General features: G+C 38.0%; 21 protein-coding genes and 3 tRNA genes. 4 read left to right on the top strand and 20 right to left on the bottom strand.

What is annotated here, in order from left to right; genetic code table 11:
• Nucleotides 1–645: 645 nt before the first annotated feature.
• The 18 genes from BFM98_RS18995 to BFM98_RS18910 form a co-directional block, all read right to left on the bottom strand.
• Nucleotides 646–927 carry a hypothetical protein gene (locus tag BFM98_RS18995; RefSeq protein WP_048395308.1) on the bottom strand — a complete coding sequence of 94 codons (282 nt, stop codon included), beginning with the start codon at nt 925–927 and terminating at the stop codon, nt 646–648.
• Between the two features lie 210 nt (nt 928–1,137).
• Entirely contained in the window at nt 1,138–2,640 is a 1,503-nt protein-coding gene (gene lysS, locus BFM98_RS18990; protein ID WP_175400778.1) for a lysine--tRNA ligase, read from the bottom strand.
• Nucleotides 2,641–2,819: 179 nt separating this feature from the next.
• Nucleotides 2,820–3,860, bottom strand: a complete 1,041-nt coding sequence (gene dusB / locus BFM98_RS18985; protein WP_048395312.1) for a tRNA dihydrouridine synthase DusB — start codon at nt 3,858–3,860, stop codon at nt 2,820–2,822.
• Between the two features lie 87 nt (nt 3,861–3,947).
• Entirely contained in the window at nt 3,948–4,460 is a 513-nt protein-coding gene (folK, locus tag BFM98_RS18980; protein ID WP_054548584.1) for a 2-amino-4-hydroxy-6-hydroxymethyldihydropteridine diphosphokinase, read from the bottom strand.
• Complete coding sequence (folB, locus tag BFM98_RS18975) at nt 4,460–4,825, bottom strand: dihydroneopterin aldolase (protein WP_004229125.1); 366 nt, start codon at nt 4,823–4,825, stop codon at nt 4,460–4,462. Before folB ends, folK begins: the two co-directional genes overlap by 1 nt.
• A complete protein-coding gene (folP, locus tag BFM98_RS18970) occupies nt 4,825–5,679 on the bottom strand; it encodes a dihydropteroate synthase (protein WP_004229126.1) in 855 nt (284 codons plus the stop codon). Before folP ends, folB begins: the two co-directional genes overlap by 1 nt.
• A 13-nt stretch (nt 5,680–5,692) precedes the next feature.
• A complete protein-coding gene (pabC, locus tag BFM98_RS18965; RefSeq protein WP_066038168.1) occupies nt 5,693–6,532 on the bottom strand; it encodes an aminodeoxychorismate lyase in 840 nt (279 codons plus the stop codon).
• Nucleotides 6,533–7,114, bottom strand: coding sequence for an aminodeoxychorismate/anthranilate synthase component II (pabA, locus tag BFM98_RS18960; protein WP_048395320.1), 582 nt, complete (start codon nt 7,112–7,114; stop codon nt 6,533–6,535).
• Nucleotides 7,111–8,520, bottom strand: coding sequence for an aminodeoxychorismate synthase, component I (gene pabB / locus BFM98_RS18955; RefSeq protein WP_066038167.1), 1,410 nt, complete (start codon nt 8,518–8,520; stop codon nt 7,111–7,113). Before pabB ends, pabA begins: the two co-directional genes overlap by 4 nt.
• A 150-nt stretch (nt 8,521–8,670) precedes the next feature.
• Complete coding sequence (gene cysK / locus BFM98_RS18950) at nt 8,671–9,600, bottom strand: cysteine synthase A (protein ID WP_004229133.1); 930 nt, start codon at nt 9,598–9,600, stop codon at nt 8,671–8,673.
• A gap of 248 nt (nt 9,601–9,848) precedes the next feature.
• The gene (locus tag BFM98_RS18945; protein ID WP_048395323.1) at nt 9,849–10,820 is read right to left on the bottom strand and encodes a peptidyl-prolyl cis-trans isomerase; all 972 of its coding nucleotides are present in this window, start codon (nt 10,818–10,820) and stop codon (nt 9,849–9,851) included.
• Nucleotides 10,804–11,685, bottom strand: a complete 882-nt coding sequence (hslO, locus tag BFM98_RS18940) for an Hsp33 family molecular chaperone HslO (protein ID WP_009373570.1) — start codon at nt 11,683–11,685, stop codon at nt 10,804–10,806. Before hslO ends, BFM98_RS18945 begins: the two co-directional genes overlap by 17 nt.
• 21 nt (nt 11,686–11,706) lie before the next feature.
• Nucleotides 11,707–12,474 carry a type III pantothenate kinase gene (locus BFM98_RS18935; RefSeq protein WP_048395343.1) on the bottom strand — a complete coding sequence of 256 codons (768 nt, stop codon included), beginning with the start codon at nt 12,472–12,474 and terminating at the stop codon, nt 11,707–11,709.
• A 251-nt stretch (nt 12,475–12,725) separates the two neighbouring features.
• On the bottom strand, nt 12,726–13,559 hold the full coding sequence (locus BFM98_RS18930) for an aldo/keto reductase (RefSeq protein ID WP_083225412.1): 834 nt from the start codon (nt 13,557–13,559) through the stop codon (nt 12,726–12,728).
• Nucleotides 13,560–13,712: 153 nt separating this feature from the next.
• Entirely contained in the window at nt 13,713–15,740 is a 2,028-nt protein-coding gene (gene ftsH, locus BFM98_RS18925; RefSeq protein WP_048395325.1) for an ATP-dependent zinc metalloprotease FtsH, read from the bottom strand.
• Nucleotides 15,741–16,021: 281 nt separating this feature from the next.
• Nucleotides 16,022–16,564: a hypoxanthine phosphoribosyltransferase gene (gene hpt, locus BFM98_RS18920; RefSeq protein ID WP_004229145.1), complete on the bottom strand. Its 543-nt coding sequence runs from the start codon at nt 16,562–16,564 to the stop codon at nt 16,022–16,024.
• Nucleotides 16,565–16,631: 67 nt separating this feature from the next.
• Nucleotides 16,632–18,038 carry a tRNA lysidine(34) synthetase TilS gene (gene tilS, locus BFM98_RS18915; protein WP_066038166.1) on the bottom strand — a complete coding sequence of 469 codons (1,407 nt, stop codon included), beginning with the start codon at nt 18,036–18,038 and terminating at the stop codon, nt 16,632–16,634.
• Between the two features lie 29 nt (nt 18,039–18,067).
• A complete protein-coding gene (locus tag BFM98_RS18910; RefSeq protein WP_066038165.1) occupies nt 18,068–20,461 on the bottom strand; it encodes a SpoIIE family protein phosphatase in 2,394 nt (797 codons plus the stop codon).
• 418 nt (nt 20,462–20,879) lie between these two features.
• Between BFM98_RS18910 and BFM98_RS18905 the strand changes: the two genes are divergently transcribed.
• The 4 genes from BFM98_RS18905 to BFM98_RS18890 all read left to right on the top strand — a co-directional run bounded on the left by BFM98_RS18905 (nt 20,880) and on the right by BFM98_RS18890 (nt 21,535).
• Nucleotides 20,880–20,954: transfer RNA gene (locus tag BFM98_RS18905), tRNA-Gly, on the top strand.
• A gap of 11 nt (nt 20,955–20,965) precedes the next feature.
• A tRNA-Met gene (locus BFM98_RS18900) sits at nt 20,966–21,042 on the top strand.
• A 4-nt stretch (nt 21,043–21,046) separates the two neighbouring features.
• Nucleotides 21,047–21,118, top strand: a tRNA-Glu gene (locus tag BFM98_RS18895).
• Between the two features lie 165 nt (nt 21,119–21,283).
• A complete protein-coding gene (locus BFM98_RS18890; RefSeq protein WP_048395329.1) occupies nt 21,284–21,535 on the top strand; it encodes a hypothetical protein in 252 nt (83 codons plus the stop codon).
• A gap of 86 nt (nt 21,536–21,621) precedes the next feature.
• Here the strand turns inward: BFM98_RS18890 and BFM98_RS18885 are convergent, their stop codons facing one another.
• Together BFM98_RS18885 and BFM98_RS18880 are read right to left on the bottom strand one after the other, a co-directional pair.
• On the bottom strand, nt 21,622–22,059 hold the full coding sequence (locus BFM98_RS18885) for a S1 domain-containing RNA-binding protein (protein WP_048395331.1): 438 nt from the start codon (nt 22,057–22,059) through the stop codon (nt 21,622–21,624).
• A 134-nt stretch (nt 22,060–22,193) separates the two neighbouring features.
• Nucleotides 22,194–22,598 (bottom strand): FtsB family cell division protein, encoded by a 405-nt coding sequence (locus BFM98_RS18880; RefSeq protein ID WP_048395333.1) that lies wholly within the window; start codon nt 22,596–22,598, stop codon nt 22,194–22,196.
• Nucleotide 22,599 lies beyond the last annotated feature (1 nt).

Raw genomic sequence — 22,599 nt, 5'->3', positions numbered from 1 at the left:
AAATTGTGTTTCGTTCACTAGCAAAACTAGCTACTTAAAACTTTATTGATTACGTTTTGCTTGTTCAGTTTTCAAGGTTCATTTAGCAACCATCTCTCGACAGCAACTTTTAAATTATAACATTTCTTCACTTCGTTGTCAACACTTTTTTTAAAATGTTTTTTCAAATCAGCGGAGACAACTTTTAAATTATATTATAATCAATTATTCATGTCAACATCTTTTTTCAAATTGTTTTTGAAGTTCAATGTTGTTGATTGCATCGTCTTAACGACAAGTAATAATTTATCACGTTAGAAAAAACTTCGCAAGTATTTTTTATACAAAATCTAATTTAATTTAACAAACTTGCTTTAATAAGCAAATTTGTGTATTTACGAGAATCGTAAATCATAGTATCTTTCCTTATTTATTATTTGTTTTACTATACATCTCTTTCTATTAAATCTCAATATCTTAAATTAAAATACTACTTACTTTTCAAGTTAAACATAGCTCATAAAACTTAGTGTAAAATTACTTCCTAAATAAAACTACAAATCTAATTAGTTGTTTAGGTCAAAGAAGGTTTTTAAAAATTGCATTATGAAAATAAGCAGGCGCTAAAGTAGAAGTACTTTAGCGCCTGCTTATTTCTAATAGTCCCTATTTTATTTCATTACCTTGAGGGTCAACTATATTTAAGCACCACAAGAAGTTATCCCATGCAGAATACCAGCCACTAAAGATTTCAGAAGAATCGTCCCAACGAACATCAAATTTCTTATGGCCATCTATTTCTACTAAATATAAAGTAAGATTCTCGTCTTTTTTAGCAACGACTAATTTCATACCATGCTCGAGCTCTTCCTCCGTAAATGGAACATCAGAAACAGAACGTAATTGTGCCTGTTCAAATACTTGTTTGTTAATAATTTTGTAATTCATTATAAGCCCCCAATAAAATACTTCTTTTTATACTTATTGTATTTGATTTGAAAAACATAGAACTATAAAAGTATAACCTAAATATAATCTACGTTTAAACAACTTAATTTTTTCATTGAGCAAAAAGAAGAGAACTCACCTATCCTGTGAATTCTCCTCTTAATTCATTGAATGCTCTTTAGCAGCTCTATAAAGAGCCTACGCAGTAATTTATTTTGTAATATGACGCATTGTTGGGAACAATAATACATCACGAATTGATGGTGAATTTGTTAGTAGCATAATTAAACGGTCAATACCTATACCTAAACCACCTGTTGGAGGCATACCGTATTCTAATGCTTCAATGAAATCATTGTCCATTTCATGCGCCTCATCATTACCTGCTTCTTTTTCTGCTAATTGTGCTTCAAAGCGTTGGCGTTGGTCGATAGGGTCATTTAACTCCGTGAAGGCATTGGCGTGCTCACGACGAACGATAAATAACTCAAAGCGATCTGTAAAACGCTCGTCCTCTGGATTTTTCTTCGCAAGAGGTGAGATTTCTACAGGGTGACCATATACAAATGTAGGCTGTACAAGCGTCTCTTCTACTTTCTGTTCGAAGAATTCATTGATAATATGACCTACTTCGTGAACATCCTTCACTTCAACTCCATGCTCTTTAGCAAGTGCTTGTGCTTGTTCTTTTGTCATCGGCTGCCAGAAGTCTACACCTGTTGCCTCTTTTACAGCGTCAACCATATGAACTCGTTTCCAGCCTACAGCAAGGTTGATTTCATCTTCACCATATTGAACAGAAGTTGTACCGAGAACTTCTTGAGCAACATGTGCAATAAGGTTTTCAGTTAGAGACATGATATCTTGATAATCAGCATATGCTTCATATAGTTCAATCATTGTAAATTCAGGGTTGTGGCGTGTAGAAATTCCTTCATTACGGAACACACGTCCGATCTCGTAAACTTTCTCTAAACCACCAACTATTAAACGTTTTAAATGCAATTCGATGGCAATTCGCATATATAATTCCATATCAAGGGCATTGTGATGCGTAATAAATGGACGAGCTGCTGCGCCACCTGCAATTGTGTGAAGCATTGGTGTTTCTACTTCTAAGTATCCAGCATTATCTAAATAATTTCGGATTGCACGAATAATTTTCGAACGCGTGATAAATGTCTTTTTGCTATCTTCGTTTGTCATTAAATCTAGATAACGTTGACGATAACGTTGCTCAACATCCTGTAAGCCGTGGAATTTCTCTGGCATAGGACGTAGCGCTTTTGTAAGGAATGTGAATTCCTCAGCCTTTACAGAAAGTTCTCCCACTTGTGTACGGAACACGTTACCACGCACACCCACGATATCTCCTAAATCAGCTTGTTTAAATAATTCATACGCTTCTTCGCCTACATGATCTTGACGAACATAAATTTGAATTTGACCATTTAAATCTTGAATATGTGCAAAGCCAGCTTTTCCTTTACCACGTTTCGTCATAATACGGCCCGCAATAATTACCTCTTGAAGGTTTTCCTCAAGCTGTTCTTTTGTTTGATCTGCAAATTGATCACGTACTTCTGTTGATAAATGTGTACGCTCAAAACGGCTTCCAAATGGGTCTTGTCCATTTTCTAGTATCGTTGTCATCTTTTGGCGTCTCACCAATAGTTGATCATTTAATTCTTCTATATTTGACACTTGTTTCACTCCTTAAGTAAATTGTCCGCGTTTACGTCCATAATATTTCTATTGTACACAATTTTAGTGCTGTAATCATCTGTTTCAATTTATTTTCAATCCAACATAAAATAATTAATAATTCTAAAAATTAAAAGTGCTGCTGAAAAGGCGCCTCTATCAAATTATAGAGACGCCCATAATAAAAACTATATCATTAATTCTTTAACTTCTGGAACAATTAATTTAGATTCGCTTTCTTCATACTCCTGTACAAGACTATTTAATAGTACCCGAAGTTCTGCCGCAGTTTCTGTTTGGTTAATAGCGTTGCGGGCCTTACCATTACCTCGAATTCCTTTTAAATACCATGATGCATGCTTGCGCATTTCCCGTACTGCAATTCCTTCCCCTTTTAATTGAAGAAGTCGTTCAAAGTGCAGTAAACATACGTCCATTTTTTCTCGTACACTTGGCTCTTCTTTTAATTCACCAGTTGCTAGGTATTCAACCGTACGATAGATCATCCATGGATTACCTAAAGCAGCACGTCCAATCATTACTGCATCTACACCTGTAGTTTCCAGCATACGTTTAGCATCTTGGGGTGTTTCCACGTCACCGTTACCAAGCACAGGGATGCTGACATTTTCCTTTACTTGACGAATATAATCCCAGTTCGCTTTACCCTCATACATTTGTACACGTGTACGACCATGAACTGCTACTGCAGCTGCACCTGCACGCTCAACAGCTTGAGCGTTTTCAATCGCAAGGATATGTTCTTCATCCCAACCAATACGCATTTTTACGCTAACCGGCTTTTTAACAGCATCCACAACAGCCGCTACCATCTCATATACTTTATTAGGATCAAGTAGTAAACGTGCTCCCGCTTCACATTTTATAATTTTATTAACAGGACATCCCATGTTGATATCAATAATATCAGCAGTCGTATTTTCATCCACATATTTTGCTGCTTCCACTAAGGTTTCTTTATCTCCACCAAAGATTTGCAGTGAAAGAGGATTTTCACGTTCATCGATATAAAGCATACCTAATGTTTTTTCATTCTTTTGGACAATGCCCTTATCACTAATCATTTCAGCATATACGAGACCTGCCCCAAACTCCTTAACCGTTAATCGGAAAGCAGAGTTACAAATCCCAGCCATTGGCGCTAATACTACTCGGTTGTCCATGACAATATCGCCAATTTGAAATGGCTTCTCTGTTGACTGACTCAACGTTTTTCTTCCTCCTCTATAGGCTTTACCTATTTTCTCTATCTATCGTTAATGCTATACGCTGATAATTCATTCCTATACAAATACTTAATTCACCGCTGACGGCTCATTAAAGTGGTTCCAGAAGATTACGCCTTCCTTTTCACAATCCATTTGCTGTAACAGATCATGCGCTTGTTGTAGCTGTTCATCGAAAGGTGATGGCGTGATCTCTACAAGTGGTACTAGGACGAACGCTCGCTCGTACATTCTTGGATGAGGAACAATTAAGTTCTCCGTTTCAATATTCTCTTGATTGTAAAGTAAAATGTCAAGATCAATAACTCTTGGGCCCCAGCGGAATTCTCTTACACGCCCTAATTCCCGTTCGATTTCTTGGCAAATATTCAACATCTCAACAGACGATATAGCTGTTTTTAGATGAACAGCTATATTCAAAAAATCGGCCTGATCCGTATAACCTACAGCAGCTGTTTCAAAAACAGATGAAACACGAATCAACTCTAGTTCCTTCTTTTCTTTTAAAAGGTCTACTGCATGCTGAAGATTCTCATATCTCTCCCCCATATTTGTTCCGATAGATAAATAGACATCCTTCATTAGAAATCCCCCCTCGTAACCTCAACAGAGACTTCTTTATAATAACCATGAATAGGTGGGTCTGGTTTAATAAGCTCTACACGAACTCCTTTTACTTTATCAGGATAGGTTGCTAAAATCACATTTGCTATTTTCACAACAAGAGCCTCAATAAGCTTAAACGGTTCACCCTCTACAATATCCCGACATAACGCATATACCTCTGCATAATTTACGGTATAAGAAAGATCATCCGTTTCACCGGCTTTTGTCATGTCTACTGCAAGCGAAACATTTGCTCGAAAGCGTTGGCCTAGAGTGGTTTCAGCTGCTAATACACCATGATAACCATAAAACTGCATGTCCTTTAAATGAATATAATCCATCACGCTTCCTCCTTAAACAAACGTTTACCCACTAATACATCCGTCATATACGTTGCCCGCGCCATTTCCTTTACATCATGAACTCTTATCATATGACAACCCTTTTCAATTCCATAAACCACTGTGGCGCTTGTCCCTTCAAGACGCTCCTCAACAGGTAAGTTTAAGACATTACCAATCATTGATTTACGTGATGTTGCTAATAATACGGGATAGCCCATAGCCACTAAATCCGATAAGTGTTGCATCATAGCTATATTTTGTGCAGTATTTTTAGCAAAGCCGATACCTGGGTCTAAGATGATATGATGATCGGGAACTCCCGCTTGCTGTGCAATGGCAATACTTTTTTCTAAATCTGCCTTTGCAGTCGTCCAAAAATCAACACCATAATCCATATTTTCACGGTTATGCATTAAAATGATTGGAACATGTAAGTCTGCAGCAACCTGAGCAATTTCTGGTTCTGCCTTTGCTCCCCAAATATCATTGATGATATGTGCGCCGGCTTCAATTGCGGCACGCGCCACACTTGCTTTATACGTATCAACTGAAATAATGACCTTTACTTCTTGTGCTAACGCTCGAATAACAGGCACGATGCGTGCAATTTCATCTTCATCTGAAATTCGTTCGTACCCAGGACGTGTAGATTCTCCACCTACATCGATAATTTTTGCTCCTTCAGCCACCATTTTTTTTGCTTGAGTAACTGCAGCCTCCACATTGTTATACTTTCCTCCATCAGAGAAGGAGTCCGGTGTAACATTTAGAATCCCCATAACAAATGTTTCTTGTCTATAGTCTAATGTAATACCATTAATCGTTAATGGTTTCGTATATTTTTCTAGCATGTAAACGCTCCTTCTATCCTCGTTCCACTTCTTGAACAAATGCGCTATGCAAAATGGAATAAATAGGTCCTTTATTGCCTAAAAATCGCTGGTTCGCCAAGCTACTAATAGGCACAAGTTCTTGTACTGAATTGGTAATGAAGCATTCCGTACTTTGTAGTAAATCCTCTTTTGTATAAAAGCCTTCCTGTACGTCAAGGTTTAGCGCACTAGCATTTTCTATAACCCATGCACGAATAATTCCTGGTAAAATACCTGTCTCCAAAGAAGGCGTATATAGTATATCATTTTTTATCCAAAATATATTTGATGTCACACCTTCAGCTACATAGCCTGATTCTGTTAAAAAGAAACCTTCTTGTTGAGCCAGTGATGGCATTTCAAAGCGACCAAGCACGTTATTGCCGTAATGGTGCGATTTAACACGAAATGCTTGTTCAGGTGTATTACGTGGTATGGTAAGCCATTGTGCAAACTTTTCAGTACCACGCGGCGTGTCTTGAAGTTCCTTGCGAAAAATGATGATATTAGGTTGTCTATATTCTGTTGGCTGTAATCCAATATTATGTTCACCCGCAGATACATTTAAACGGAAGTAACCATCCTGACCGCCAGCAAGTTGATTTAGTTGTTGCACAGCCTCAAGTAATACACTTTCAGGATAGTTTAAATGAATGTGATATTGTGATAAAGCATGCTGTAATCTTTCCATATGTGCTTCCCAGTAAAATACCTGACCACCATATGTTCGGAACGTTTCAAAAAATCCTAATCCATATAAAAATCCATGATCAAATGGCGAAATTCTCAGATCCTGGGCCGCCATATAGTTTCCGTTCATCCAGCACTGCATCTATTTCACTCCTTCTATATACATTTCTATAAATTGACGAAGAAGTTGTTTCCCTTGCTCTGTCATAATGGATTCCGGATGATATTGTACACCCTCAATAGGATATTCCTTATGACGTAAACCCATAATTTCTCCTTCTTCTGTCCAAGCTGTTACTTCTAGACACGCTGGTAATGTCTCCTTTTCTACAATAAGAGAATGATAGCGAGTTGCTTGGAATGGATTTGGCATGCCTTTATGCAAACCCACTTCAGCATGCAGCACGGGTGATGTCTTCCCATGCATTAAACGTTCCGCTTGTATGACATGACCACCAAACACTTGTGCAAGCGCCTGATGTCCAAGACAAACTCCTAAAATCGGAATATTTCCCGCGAAATATTTAATAATGTTCAGGCTTTCCCCCGCCTCATTTGGACTACATGGCCCTGGAGAAATAACAATCATATCTGGCGAAAGTTGTTCTATTTCTTCTACTGTAATAACATCATTACGTTTTACTACTATGTCATGACCAAATTCACCCAAATATTGGACGATGTTATAAATAAATGAATCATAGTTATCGATCATCAAAATCATATTACTCGCTCCTCTGCCATTGCCTTTGCCTGCCACATTGCTTTCGCTTTATTTAAAGATTCCTGATACTCTCTTTCCGGAACAGAGTCAATGACAATGCCTGCTCCAGCTTGAATATGCGCAACCCCATCTTTTACAAACGCTGTACGGATTACAATATTAAACTCCATATCACCTGTAAAGCCTAGCCAGCCGATTGAGCCTGTATATAAACCACGTCGTACAGGCTCCAATTCTTCAATAATTTCCATAGTGCGGATTTTAGGCGCTCCTGTAATTGTCCCACCTGGGAACATCGCACGAATAACATCTGCATTCGTTTTACCTTCTGCTATTTCTCCACGCACATTCGAAACGATATGCATAACATGTGAATAGCGCTCAATGACCATAAACTCATCCACTTCCACTGTTCCATAGGTGGATACACGTCCTAAATCATTGCGCTCTAAATCCACTAACATCACATGCTCAGCACGCTCTTTATCATTATCAATTAATTCTTGAGCCAACGCTAAATCTTCCTCTTCAGACTTCCCTCTTGGTCGAGTGCCAGCGATTGGTCTCGTCGACAACTCATTGCCTTGACGCTTGACTAGTAACTCTGGCGATCCAGAAACAACAGAAAAATCAGGTGCTTCAATATAAGCCATATATGGCGACGGATTAAACGCTCGTAGTGCCTCATAGACATCTAGTGCATTTGCATTGAGTTTCTTAGACTGACGAACAGATAAATTCACCTGAAAGACATCGCCTTGTGCGATATACGTTTGGATTTTTTTAACTGCTGCCTCGAAATCGCCTCCTGCAAATGAAACAAGCAACTCATTTTCATCATTCTTAACTTCTATAGCAGTTGTTTTCTCAAATTTGCGCGCGTCTAATCCAGCCTGTGCAGCAACCTGCCAGATGTTAGCCCATTCTTCCAAGTTAACCTCATTCTCTTCTAACTTCATAAGTGTCACTGTATTCGTTTTCACATCATGTACGGCCCAGCAATCAAAGATATAATAATAGATATCAGGCACTTGTAAATCATCTGTTGCCGTATTAGGAAGCTCCTCGATTTTACGAGCATAATCATACGACACAAATCCAATAGCCCCTCCCTGAAAAACAGGTAGCTCTGCATTATAAGAAACCTGATATTCCGCCACAAGCTCTTCCAGTAAGTCGAGGGACTCCCCTTGTAAAACTTCCTGTCTACCATTTCTCCAATTTACGAAAAGCCCACCCTCTACTGATCGTGCGGTAGCTAATGGATTCCACGCAGCTATTGAAAAATGTCCACCACGTCCACTTTCTAAAAACACATGTGCTTGCTGCGTCTCTGTCTGCCTTTTATAGCTATAAAAAAATGAATCTGCATCCATCGTTAATGTTTTTGTAAGTATTGTTTTCAAGTTATTTTTCCCCTTTAAACATATGATGTGATTCCATCTTAACTTGATTATTACATAGAAGCGAATGTTTTTATAATTTTCATAGTGCCCTAGTTTTCACACTAAAAAAGGGCCCCCTTTATAAAGGAGCCCTTACATAAAAAAATTGAATTAGTCTTCAAATTGATATAAAGGTGTTGATAGATAACGCTCACCATTAGAAGGCACAATAGCAAGGACATTCGAACCCTTACCTAAACGTTTTGCCGCTTCAATTGCAGCATAGATTGCAGCACCAGATGAAATACCACATAGGATTCCTTCTTCACGTGCTACTTTACGTGCTACTTCAAAAGCAACCTCATTCTCAACAGGGAATACTGAAGAATAGACTTCTGTATCTAAAACTGCTGGTACAAATCCAGCGCCAATTCCTTGAATTTTATGAGGCCCTGGTTGACCACCAGAAAGAACTGGTGAATCCTTTGGTTCAACTGCAATGATTTCAATGTTTGGATACTTTTCTTTTAAGACCGCACCAGCACCAGTAATTGTACCACCAGTGCCAACACCAGCTACAAAAGCATCGAGTGTCAGGCCATCAAATGCTTCTACAATTTCTGGGCCTGTTGTTAAACGGTGAATTACCGCGTTCGCAGGATTTGTAAATTGTTGTGGTAGGAAGTAGCCATGTTCTTCAGATAGTTCTTCTGCTTTAGCAATTGCACCTTTCATACCTGCTGGACCAGGTGTTAATACAAGCTCTGCACCATAAGCACGTAATAAATTACGACGCTCTAAGCTCATAGTTTCTGGCATAACTAGAATGGCTTTATAACCTTTAGCAGCTGCAATCATTGCAAGACCAATACCTGTATTACCAGATGTCGGCTCAATAATCGTACCACCAGGTTTTAATGTCCCGTCTTTTTCCGCAGCTTCAATCATAGCTAAAGCTAGACGGTCTTTCACCGAGCTTCCCGGATTAAAATATTCTAATTTTACATACACAGTACCTTCATTTTCACTTGTTGCATGATTTAATTTTACAATTGGTGTTTTACCAACTAATTCAGCTACCGAGTTTGCTAATCTACTCATTTACTAATCCACTCCCAATCCCTACTATTTTTATAGGTTTTACTTATTTTGTATTTTATCAATTTTTCCATTCGATTGTCAATAAATAAAACTAATATTTTCAGAATATTTATCATTGCTATGAAAAGGAAAAATCTTATCCTCACTAAAGAAAAAGAACCTGCATTTATTGGGTAATTCACTACGAATGCCTGTAAGTTTGATCAGACTCATTTTACCCCGCAAAACCTGCAGACTCTCTTCATGTATTATTTTTCTTTTTTAGTCTCTCCATAATACCAAGTAGCATTAAATTCCGACCAAAATGCTTCTGGCGTAACAGATTGCGGTAATTGCTCTAAAGCTAATTCTCGCTCAATATGTTCTTTCACATCGTCATATGTAAAGGATTGTCCTTCTAATATCTCTTGTACTTGAACAATGCCATAATGACCATTATCTAACTTAAAGGCTTTACTTACCTCATCTGCCTTTAGTGATTTTACAGTATTAATAATTGCAGGGTCTACATTTTCCTGATTTTCTGTAAGGAAACCAATATCCCCTCCTAAACTCGCTGAAGCACTATCAACAGAAATTTCTCGTGCCAGCACTGTAAAATCAGAGCCATTTTTTAATTCACCCAGTGCCTCATCAGCAGCTTTTTTTGAATCGACCTCAATAAAATTCGTACGATAGCTTGTTTTTGTATTATATAAGCCTTGATTTTCCTCATAATACTTTTCAACGTTTTCTTCCTCTATCACTACATCTTTCGTGAGTACCTTATCCAATATAAGCTGTGATCGAATCTTTTGGCGTAGTTGCTCTGCCGAAAGATTTTGCATGGCTGTATCATACTTATCTTGAGCAGATCGCATTAACGCTAATTCAAGATCAATTTCTTTATCAGTAACTTTAATTTTATATGTTTTTGCGGCCTTTTCCATTACCGTTTCATTTACTAAATTTTGGAGTGTTTCTTTACCATATCGTTCTTCCATAGCAATCATCCACTCTTGGCGTGTGATAACATCCCCGTCAATGGCAGCGACTTGTTCGTCGCTACCAATTTCCTGACCTTTGTTAGGGATCAACCAACTAATGAACCATAATACATTTCCTAATAACAAAACGGCTATGACAGCTAAAGCAGGCTTTGTCTTTAAACGACGTTGCAATAAAGGAGTTTGGTTTGGTGTTACATTGGTTGAAGGTCGCCGATTACGCGTTGAGCTCATCGATAAACCCTTCTAGCTCATCTTTAGAAAAGCTATATGTCTCTAAGCAGAAGTGACATTGTGCCTCTGCACCGCCGTCCTCATCAATCATTTCTCTAATCTCTGCTGTTCCTAGACCTAAAATTGCCGCACCAAACCGCTCTTTTGAACATTGACATTTAAATTCAACTGGCATGGAATCTAAAATTTGTAGATGTCCATTTCCTAATACAGCTTCTAAAATTTGCTCTGGTGTAAAGCCTTTTTCAATCATTTTGGAAACAGGCTCTATTGTAGCAAGGTGTTGCTCAATTTCAGTTATCGTTTCTTCCTCACAACCTGGCATTAATTGAAGTATAAATCCGCCAGCTGCAAGAATAGTGTTGTCTGGATTAACTAATACGCCTAAACCTACAGATGATGGTACTTGCTCAGATGTAGCAAAATAATAAGTAAAATCTTCAGCAATTTCGCCTGAAACAATTGGTGTTTGTCCTGAAAACATATCTCTTAAACCAAGGTCTTTAACAATTGTAAGAGCACCTTCTGTTCCAACACCTGCTCGAACATCTAGCTTACCTTGCTCGTTTAAATCAAAGTGTACATGAGGGTTTGTCACAAATCCACGCACTTCTCCATGTGCATTACTATCAATTACCATTGGGCCAATTGGACCGTTGCCCTCAATTTTAATAGTGATTTTCTCTTCACCTTTTAGCATGGCTCCCATCATAACTGCCGCTGTCATTGAACGACCTAAAGCTGCTGATACAACTGGCCATGTATCGTGACGGCGTTGCACTTCTCCTACTGTGGCTGTTGTACGTGCTGCAAACACACGAACTTGTCCATTAAATCCTAAACCTCTTACTAAATAATCACTCATAAATGGAATGTCCCTCATTTCCTATTGGTTACGTTTATAGAGCTTATATAAACCCTTTAACGTTAAAAATGGATCTACAACATCTATAATTTGTGTCTCCCCTGCAATTAGATTTGCTAATCCACCTGTAGCAATAACTAATGGCTCCTCTTTACTTTGTGCTTTTATACGATTAACAATGCCCTCAACTTGCCCGACAAAGCCATAAAAAATTCCCGCCTGCATGGCAGAAACGGTCGTTTTCCCCACGATATGTGTAGGTCGAACGATTTCAATACGCGGCAATCTTGCAGCCTGTGTATAAAGAGCCTCTGTAGAAATAGTGATGCCTGGTGCAATAGCTCCACCCATGTAATCGCCCTTTTCGTTCAAATAACAATAGGTTGTTGCTGTCCCAAAATCAACTATGATACAAGGGGCCTTATATAAATCTAGAGCTGCTATGGCATTCACTATGCGATCAGACCCAACCTCACGAGGATTTTCGTATTTAATATTTAAACCCGTTTTCACACCTGGTCCTACTATCAATGGCTTTTTTCGAAAATACTTCTGGCACATCGCCTCTAGTGAAAACATAATTGGTGGCACAACTGAGGATATAATAATGCCTGTTATTTGTTCAAATGAAATGCCTGCATGATTAAAAAATGAAAGAACTTGCATGGCATATTCATCTTCTGTTTTATGAAGATCCGTCACCATACGCCAATGGAAGGCTAATTGATCGTTGTCATCATAGACACCTAATACAATATTGGAATTCCCTGCATCTAAAACTAAAATCAAGAATGACACCTCCCATGTCGTCATTGTAACTTTCACAATCCCCATATTACAATATTCTCTCTAACTGGAATGAGGATAAAACACTTTAGAAAATGATACCATACTTTTTATCTTGATTCAGCAGATGTTGTTTGTACTGTAGGGATAGTCTTAGGTACATCACCTTCTACTACAGGTGGAGATAAATACCTATACATGTTATCATCCTTCTTTAAAAAGAGGCCCCCTAAATATGGTAGCCTCTCTTACAATCATTTGAAATTAAATTTTTCTGGATCTGGACCACAACGTAGTCCATCGTTCATTGCATCTAACTGTGTCATTTCTTGCTCAGTTAACGTAAAATCAAAAACAGCTAGGTTTTCAGTCATACGTGCAGGTGTCATCGTTTTTGGAATCGTGACAACATCATGTTGCACATCATAGCGTAATACAATCTGTGCAGGCGTTTTGCCATATTTAGATGCTAGCTCTTGAATCAATGCCTCTTCAAGTAGAGAACCATTCATCAACGGAGACCATGCCTCTACCTGTATGCCCTTATCCTTACAGTAGGCACGTACTTCCTCCTGTATTAAATGCGGATGGAATTCAATTTGATTTATAACAGGGACGACAGTCGTTTCCTTCAAAAGGCTTTCCAAATGGTGTACATGGAAATTACTAACACCAATTGAACGTACTCGACCATCTTGATAAATCTTTTCTAGTGCTTTATAAACTTCAATATAATTTTGGTCTATTCCAGGCCAATGTACTAAATATAAATCTAAATAGTCTAATCCTATTTTTTCTAGACTGCTGTCATATGCCGCAAGTGTTTCTTCATAGGAAAGTCCATCGTTCCAAACTTTTGATGTGATAAATAATTCTTCACGAGTTACCAAGCCTTCTTCAATGGCTGCTCGTATTCCTCGTCCAACACTTTCTTCGTTTCGATATACTTGTGCTGTATCAATACTACGATAGCCTTTTGCTATAGCTGTTTTGACTGCTTCAGCTAGGTCATCTCCTTCGGGTACTCGAAAGACACCATATCCAACCAATGGCATTTTAAGACTATTATTCAATACAACATTTCCCACGCATATACACTCCTATCTTTTTTGGCTAACATCTCTCTAAATGGCAGAGTTGCATGCAGCTTGTCTTTTTTACTACTCTATCCTAATGCTTATTAGTAAGAAAAGGCAAAGAAAAAGACTGCTTACTGAACTAGTAAACAGTCTTCCCTATTTTTAATCACGTTTTTCATCGATACCCTTAGGTGCATCATTCGGTTCTTTACGTTCTTTTGCTAAATCCAAAGTTGTTGGATTTGACTCTTTACTTAGTAGCTCTTTTTCAACAACTGGTTCGCCAATAGTATCTAATGTAGGCTTTGCTTCAATCTTTGGAGTGTTCTCCTCAATTTTTTCTGCAGCCTCTGGTTCCGGTAACACACCGTGATCACGTAAATGCTCAATTTCTTGTGCATTTAATGTTTCTTTTTCCATTAGTGTATTGGCAATTAAATCAAGCAGGTGACGTTTTTCCGTAAGGATACGCTTAGTACGCTCATATTGTGTATCAATTATTTTTTGCATTTCTTTATCAATTTCATAGGCTATTGAATCAGAATAGTTCTGGTCAGAATTAAAGTCGCGGCCAAGGAATACATTACCACCTTGACTTGAACCAAATTGCATAGCTCCAAGATTCTCACTCATTCCGTATTCAGTAACCATAGCACGGGCAATGCTTGTAACCTTTTGGAAATCGTTATGTGCTCCAGTAGAAACTTCACCAAGAACAATTTCTTCAGCTACACGACCACCCAGAAGACCTGCAATACGATCTAAAAGCTCTTGCTTTGTCGTAAAGAAGCGCTCTTCCTTCGGTAACATAATCGCATATCCACCCGCTTGCCCACGAGGAACAATTGTTACTTTGTGTACTGTATCAGCCTCATCTAGCTCAAGACCAACGACTACGTGGCCGGCTTCATGGAAGGATACCAGTTTCTTCTCTTTCGCAGAATATACGCGACTGGCTTTTGCAGGACCAGCGATTACTCGGTCTGATGCTTCATCAATATCTGCCATATTTATAGTGCGCTTACTTTTTCGAGCCGCTACAAGCGCTGCTTCGTTTAGTAGATTTTCTAAATCCGCACCTGAGAAACCTGGCGTACGTTGAGCAACAGCTGCTAAATCAACTGTATCTGCTAAAGGCTTATTACGTGCATGTACTTTAAGAATTGCCTCACGTCCTTTTACATCAGGATGACCTACTGTAATTTGACGGTCAAAACGACCTGGACGTAATAGTGCTTTATCTAAAATATCCGGGCGGTTTGTTGCGGCAATGATAATAATCCCTTCATTAGCACCAAAACCATCCATTTCAACTAATAACTGGTTTAATGTTTGTTCACGCTCATCATGGCCTCCACCGAGACCAGCACCACGTTGACGACCTACTGCATCAATCTCATCGATAAAGATGATACATGGAGCATTTTTCTTAGCATTTTCAAATAGATCTCGGACACGAGAAGCACCAACACCGACAAACATTTCAACGAAGTCAGAACCTGAGATAGAGAAGAATGGAACACCTGCTTCACCTGCTACTGCTCGTGCAAGTAATGTTTTACCTGTACCTGGAGGACCTACAAGTAAGATACCCTTTGGAATACGGGCACCAATTTCAGTGAATTTGCGGTGGTCTTTTAAGAATTCTACCACTTCAACAAGTTCTGCTTTCTCTTCATCAGCACCTGCTACATCTGTAAAACGCACTTTTTTCTTTTGATCATCATACAGTTTAGCTTTACTTTTACCAAAGCTCATCACTTTATTACCGCCACCCTGAGATTGACTCATTAGGAAGAAGAATAAGAAAATGATGATAATGAAAGGAATAATTCCTGTAAAGAATTGAATCCATCCACTTGTTTCTGGTGCTGCTAAAAAACTAATATTACTATTTTTATCCTTAGCAGCCTCATCGATGCGGTCCATTAAAGATTGGTTTTCACGAGGGATGTTTGTAGTAAAACTTTCCCCTTTTTCATACCCCTTCAGTGTTCCTTCAACGACGTAAACTGATTTATCAGGTTGAATTGTAGCACTTGTTATTTCTTTCTTATCTAGAGCTTCTTGAAACTCATGATAAGTTAATTCTTTCGTTGGTGAATTTCCACCATTGAAAGTACCAAAAATACCGATAATCACTAGGAAAATCAGTAGATAGAATATGGTATATCGAAATATTCGATTCATCTCCAGCCTCCTCATTACAAACAGAAAAATTATAAGTAAAATCTTAACATATCATGATTTCATCATACAACGAAAAGCCCTACTTAAAAAATGTTTCGTTCACTTATTGCCGTTATCACAACAGTTTTTAGGCCATCTTTATATGTCCCAGCGTAATTGTACCTGTTCCTCGGGCTCGATATAGCTAAACATTGTGTCAAGATTTTGAATTATGTTAAACATAACTAAAAATACGTGACTTGCGCTGGAGACCTTTACTTTTTATAGCTGGTCTTTTGTTCTTAGAAAGAATATACCTCAGGCTTTAAAATACCAATATAAGGTAAGTTACGATATTTTTCAGCGTAATCTAAGCCATATCCTACAACAAAGCCATCTGGCACTTCGAAACCAACATAGTCAGCAGATAAATTTACTTTTCGACCTGATGGTTTATCAAGTAATGTAACAATTTTAATGGACTTTGCTTTGCGATATTTAAATAAATCTACTAGATAGCTTAAAGTTAAACCACTATCAATAATGTCCTCGATAATTAATACGTCACGTCCCTCAACGCTTGTATTCAAATCCTTTAAAATCTTCACTTCACCAGATGACACAGTAGCATTACCATAGCTAGACACATCCATAAAATCAAGTTCGATGAAAGAATCGAAACGTTTCATTAGGTCTGTCATAAATGGCATTGCCCCTTTAAGTACGCCAACAGCTAATGGAAATGCATCTTTGTATTCCTCTGTTAATTGCGCGCCTAAGTCTGCAATTCTTTCTTGCAATTGTTCTTCTGTAATCATAATTTTTTCGATGTCGTTTTGTAACATATCGATTCCTCCTCGTGATGTATCAAAAAATCTTCACCCTATTTCGGTGAAATATTTTACAAAGACCTTAGTCTACGATGAGCACTGTATCATCGTTTGGTTGCGGAGTGGTTGAAAAAAATATTCCCATACGCACACCAATTACCGCTACCACCTCATCAGATTGAGAAATCAGTAACGGCCAGCTATTTCGCTCATTTAAAGGAATCTTTTCATCTATAAAAAGGCGAGATAAGCGTTTTGGCTGATCCATTCCTTTTAACAGCATTCTATCTCCATCCCTGCGTGCCCGAACATAAAACGGTAGGTGGAGTTTGCTAGCGTTAAAATAAAAAAGTTGTGCAGTATCCGTCAGCAATTCAGACGATAAATCATGCAAATTGACTACGCGTAAGCGCTCACCATTTGTCAGTGTTGTCCAGCCATTAGCAGTCGAAATAACCTGTTTCTCAGGAGAAGCTAGGCCTTCTAACGGCTCCTTTTTCTGAATCGTTAAATTTCCATAACGGCGAACTGCTAGAAAATCTTCAGGTAAGTGAATTTCAGCATACCCTGCTGTTGTATCACAAAGCTTTAAAATTGAAGTCAATAAGGCATAACTTTGTATCGTATTTGAATCTTTGTAAAGATAGTTTAATAGTATTAAAATGAGCCTCCTTTGTAAAGCAAGTGGTACCAATTGAAATGCCTCAATTTCCATGCGATATGTATTTTCATTATTTCTTATGATGATTTGGGAAAATACATCTTGGGCCAATGTCATTAAAAAGGTATCGTCTTCTTGCAATTGCTTTGTGAAATGGGTCACCTGTTCAGTCACTCGCGGATTCTCTGCCTCCAATAAAGGCACCACATGATGTCTAAAACGATTACGTACATAGGTATCTTTAGAATTGCTAGCATCTTCTCGATAATCTAAACCTTTTCTAAGTAAATATTCCCCTATTTCAGACTTTGTAACCGTTAAAAACGGACGAATTAATGATTTTCCTCCAAAAATTCTTTGAGGACGTATGCCCTGCATGCTATTCATTGTTGCATTTTTTGTAAGGGCCATTAATACTGACTCCAGTTGGTCATCCGCATGATGTGCAGTTACAAGCTTATTAGCATTTGTTTTTTGCAGAACTTCTTTGAAAAATTGATACCTTTCCCTACGACATATTAACTGTGTATTACCATTTTCCTGTGCCAATATTGTAGGTATTGGAATTTCCTTGGCATGTAAGTAAACATCATTAGCGTCACAATATTTTTGAACAAAAGCCCTATCCTCAGCAGAAGCTTCTCCTCTCAACATATGATCAACATGTACGGCTTCCACCTGAATGTTCCAATGCTCCTGTGTTTGAATAAAGTAATGAAGTAAAGCCATAGAGTCTATCCCACCCGAAACGGCGATGAGAAGATGGTCGCCTTGCTGTAATAATTGCTCTTCTTCTATAAATGTTTTGACCTTTAATTCAAATGACAAACGCTTCTCCTCCCCTTTTCGTTGTTAGTTTAAGATGATTTACTCATTGAATACTGAGCTGGTCTAAAGACAGCCCATGTCGGTACAACATGTGTCACCTCTAACATTAATACTGTACAATCATCCTCTATTTCAAAATATCCTTGGAATGATTGCATAATGGTTGTTAGCTTTTCTTGAATCGTTTTATTTGTACTTGCTACCTGCTGTGCGAAAGCTAAAAATGTTTCCTCCTGTTCATCCCAATCAGCTACACTTGAGAAAAGTCCATCTGAATGCATTAAAATAACATCACCTGCCTTCAGTTTTCTTTTTTCAGCTTCGACTGCTGAAATAGATAAGAATCCTACAGGTGCTGCATTACTTTCTACTTTCAGTACCTCTTTTCCACGCAAAATGTAGGTTGACATTCCACCCGCTTTCCACGACCACAAATCTCCATGCTGTAAATCGACAAGTGCAAAATCAAGGGTTGCATACATATCATCTTGCTGTTTTAATGCCATGACATAATGGAGCGTATGCATCGCAGTTTCGGGATTCATATTGTAATTTAGACACTCTCTCATTAAATGAATCAATTTTCTACTTTCATGTTGTGCTTCTTTACTTTGCCCCATACCATCAGACAGCAATATCGCAAATAATCCTGGATGCAATTGGAAAAGGGCATGAGAATCACCGGAATATAATGTTGCATCTTTAGACATGCTATATATATCATACTCTACTTCAAAGCTAATAGCTGATCTAAAGCAAATTTGAACATGACGAAATGGTATTTCGCAGGCTACTACTTTTTCAATTTCAAAAGGTTCATCAAAAATTTCATAAAGAATCGGCAAAATCATACGTTCAGCTAATGTCGTATCTTTCTCCCAGTTGACACGTGCTGGTGCTAAGGCACAAACAATCTTTCTTGCCCCAGGCTTATTACTTAAGACATCAAGTTGAAAACATTCAATATTGGCTTCCTTTAAGCGCTCAACAATGTCCTTCTCAACACTTACAAAAGAAATTGTATCTTCCTTCATCTCAGCAATTAACTGATTTAAATGATTGCTCATATCTCGCAGTTGAAGGGCAATCATTTTTTTACCATGGAAATATTGCCCGTTAATTCGTTCTCTATAAAGTTCTGTATCTAATTCCTCAAAGATTTTCGTGGATTTCACACATTTATAGCGTATTTGTTCTTCAACACGATGAATAGCTGATTCCTTGCCTACTCCTTTCATATGAAACCAATCTGTCATCAGCTTGTCCATACCATTATTTTGCGCACCCCAGCAATGATCATAACGGAAACAACTTAAACAAGTATTCATTGGTGCTACTTCCTTTGCCGCTTCAACTGGTGCTGTCATAAAGCGATCAAACACAAGTTCCTTCATGAATTGCACAAAATGCTGAAAGTGCTCTAATTTATACGTTACATGTTCTGTTAACCAATTCTGTCGGGCTAGTAAAACCTCTTCTCGTTGTGGAAAGAGCTTGTCCCTTACCTTATCTGAATATTTCTTTGGAATGGTTAGAAATAAAATACTACCAATGGCAATTGAGGTAAAATAAACACTATCCAAGGGCAATGTGGCGTCATAAAATAAAAAAAATACACTAGGTAAAATACTACCAATAGCAACGCCAAATCTACCACCTTTCGCTCCCATACCCGCACATAATCCAGTTAAGGTAGCCACCGAAAGCATACCGGTAAACGAAAGCTTGGCCACACCAATAAGCGTCCCTAGCACTGCTCCAATGACAGTTGCTAAAGGAACACTTCCAACCAATGCGCCAAAACAGATAAAGAGCTGCAGTAAAAAAATAGGGAGTGAAAAATAGCTTATTACAACCGTTTGCATTCCAGTAAGCATGGCTGCAAAGACGACTAATCCTGAACCTAGCTTTTCATATGTCCAATGCGTCGTAAACCATTCATACGAATTAACAAATAATACTTGCATAAACAATGTCATAATAAGAGCTAAAGCTGCTTCACAGCCCACATAAAATTGTACAAGCACTGGTGGTAAGCCTTGATACATCACCCCTTGCCACATTATTTGTACCAGTAATACAGCTAAAGACACCGCAATACTTTGGGGCAGTTGCCAGTAACGAAAACGCATAATACATTCATACAGGATAATTTGTAAAGCGAGAATTAGGACTTGTCCAAAGCCCAGGAAAAAGCAACCCACTAAACTCCCAAATAATACGAATTTGGCATACTCCCTATATTTTGTTCGAATAATGGCCCAAAAAGGAACTGAGAACGGTACAGCCGCTTCAAATACAACAGATTGAGCCAAAAAAAAGGCGGTTAAAAAAAAGAGAGAGCCTATTAGGATCTGCTTCTTTTTCAAACCTATTTTTTGGTCATCTACATTCGTTGTATTATACCATTCAATACTTGTCATTTAACTATCCCCTTTCCGCACTTTTGGTTATTATAAAAAATTATGTGTGGAAAGATTGTCTGACGTTGACAGAAAAAAATATAAATATTTCGACTAATAGCTATTCATAAATACGAGAATTGGCAACAATTTCTATAGTAAAAGGCTTTTGATCAATAGAAATATTGGAAAATTCAATTATTGAATCAATATAATAATTATTTACTATTCATCTTAAAGCCTAATTTGAAGGGATTTTATGTACTATTAATGGTTTGATTCAACTATTCTCTAGGATATATTTCTACGTAAGAACAAAAAATCCGCTAAAATATTCTTCTATAGTTAAATGTCCTAAAATATCTTTAAATATTTTTTCAAACCTACTTGACACTAGCACGATTGGCTTGTATTATTTAACTTGTTGCTTAAACGACATGCGGAAGTAGTTCAGTGGTAGAACACCACCTTGCCAAGGTGGGGGTCGCGAGTTCGAACCTCGTCTTCCGCTCCATTTCTAAATTTGGCGGCCTAGCTCAGCTGGCTAGAGCGTACGGTTCATACCCGTAAGGTCGGGGGTTCGATCCCCTCGGCCGCCACCATATAGGCCCGTTGGTCAAGTGGTTAAGACACCGCCCTTTCACGGCGGTAACACGGGTTCGAATCCCGTACGGGTCATCTCAAATAGGTATCTCAGAACTAGATTCTGAGATACCTATTTTTAATTTATCCATCTATCTACTTCTTTGCAAATTCTATCCGTCCGCTCAAGTAAAGCTATGTGACAGAATATAAAAGTATGGCATACTAGTAAAAACAACGTTTTTAGGAGGTTTAATTCCCTTGAGTGCATTAACAAAAGCTGCTTTAATTTGTGGAAGTGGCTCAATGATTATTCTTATTTCAATTCTAATAAACTTACCGTTTTTTGTTCAAATAATCTTATTGCTTGGTGGACTAGCTGTGAGTGTATATGGTGTTGCTTTACTTGTTAAAATGGTTATCCATCCTGTGAAGAAAGAATCCATTGGTCTTACCGATGAAAAAACGATAACACCCACAAAAAAGAAAAAGAGACCTTCTTCTACTTTATAGGTATATTAAAAAAGGGAGTAGCTTTTTAAAAAGCCACTCCCAACTCTATTTCATACACTTTTTCTACGATTAAAACAGTCAGCAAACTACCCTCTTCTAGCTCCGCGACCTCCGCGTTTTGATTCTGTAGCACGTTTAAGTGTTGCTAGACGTTCATCACTATCTTTTAAGAAGCGTGCCATTTTTTGCTCAAAATTTTCTTTTGGCTGGTGGCGTTCGTTGCGATCATTGGAACGATTATCACGACGTGGACGTGCTGGACGCTCTGGTCGCTCTGGTCTTTCAGCTTGAGGCTTTGCTTTACGGATTGAAAGACCAATCTTTCCGTCCGCTTCAACATTCATCACTTTTACTTCAACTTCATCTCCAACTTTTAGATGCTCATTGATATCTTTTACATAATTGTCAGCAACTTCACTAATGTGAACTAAGCCTGTTTTGCCATCTGGCAGCTCAACGAATGCTCCAAAATTTGTGATTCCTGTTACTTTACCTTGTACCTTGCTGCCTACTTCAATTGACATAAAAAAAATGCTCCTCCTTAAAAATTAAGCGACTCTTTTGAGCCATGTAATCAATTTAATCAAACTTTTTACTGCAATAAGCTTCTCTTTTCATTATATATAACAATAAAAGAGTGTCAACAATACATAGCTTTTCAGTCGTCTTTTTTATCTTCCTTATCTGGAATGATGAAAATAATCTCACCTTTTTCCGATAAGTAGTACTCTTTTCTTAATAGCTTTGCGATATATTCATCATCCTGCAATTGTTTGATTTTAAGATTTAATGTATCTTGTTCTTCTTTCAATTCAGTGAGATGCCGATTCGCTTCTTCTTTGGATTTCTCTTTTGCTGCTAATGTTTCATTCTGATGTGACAGCACATTTAAGAGAAGAGCAATAATAATGACTGGTACAATCGCAAAAAAGACAATACGACGCATCTTACGTTTTCGAGCCTGTTGTTTGCGATTTATAGCTCTATCCGTGTTACGGACATAGTCATTATCAAGCTTAGTGAAGTTTTGGGATTCATCATTTGATGAATGACGTCTAGTCATG

Origin of the sequence: Lysinibacillus sp. AR18-8, from assembly GCF_001705465.1 — a bacterium.
In the GTDB taxonomy this organism is placed as follows: Bacteria; Bacillota; Bacilli; order Bacillales_A; family Planococcaceae; genus Lysinibacillus; species Lysinibacillus capsici.
Note: the sequence above shows the minus strand (reverse complement) of the source record. Positions and strands in the feature narration are given on the sequence as shown.

Coding starts and splice junctions, on each gene's coding strand:
- BFM98_RS18995 (WP_048395308.1), bottom strand. CDS start 927: ATGAATTACAAAATTATTAACAAACAAGTATTTGAACAGGCACAATTA.
- folK (WP_054548584.1), bottom strand. CDS start 4,460: ATGAAGGATGTCTATTTATCTATCGGAACAAATATGGGGGAGAGATAT.
- folB (WP_004229125.1), bottom strand. CDS start 4,825: ATGGATTATATTCATTTAAAGGACATGCAGTTTTATGGTTATCATGGT.
- folP (WP_004229126.1), bottom strand. CDS start 5,679: ATGCTAGAAAAATATACGAAACCATTAACGATTAATGGTATTACATTA.
- pabC (WP_066038168.1), bottom strand. CDS start 6,532: ATGCAGTGCTGGATGAACGGAAACTATATGGCGGCCCAGGATCTGAGA.
- pabA (WP_048395320.1), bottom strand. CDS start 7,114: ATGATTTTGATGATCGATAACTATGATTCATTTATTTATAACATCGTC.
- cysK (WP_004229133.1), bottom strand. CDS start 9,600: ATGAGTAGATTAGCAAACTCGGTAGCTGAATTAGTTGGTAAAACACCA.
- BFM98_RS18945 (WP_048395323.1), bottom strand. CDS start 10,820: ATGAGCTCAACGCGTAATCGGCGACCTTCAACCAATGTAACACCAAAC.
- hslO (WP_009373570.1), bottom strand. CDS start 11,685: ATGAGTGATTATTTAGTAAGAGGTTTAGGATTTAATGGACAAGTTCGT.
- ftsH (WP_048395325.1), bottom strand. CDS start 15,740: ATGAATCGAATATTTCGATATACCATATTCTATCTACTGATTTTCCTA.
- hpt (WP_004229145.1), bottom strand. CDS start 16,564: ATGTTACAAAACGACATCGAAAAAATTATGATTACAGAAGAACAATTG.
- BFM98_RS18910 (WP_066038165.1), bottom strand. CDS start 20,461: ATGACAAGTATTGAATGGTATAATACAACGAATGTAGATGACCAAAAA.
- BFM98_RS18885 (WP_048395331.1), bottom strand. CDS start 22,059: ATGTCAATTGAAGTAGGCAGCAAGGTACAAGGTAAAGTAACAGGAATC.
- BFM98_RS18880 (WP_048395333.1), bottom strand. CDS start 22,598: ATGACTAGACGTCATTCATCAAATGATGAATCCCAAAACTTCACTAAG.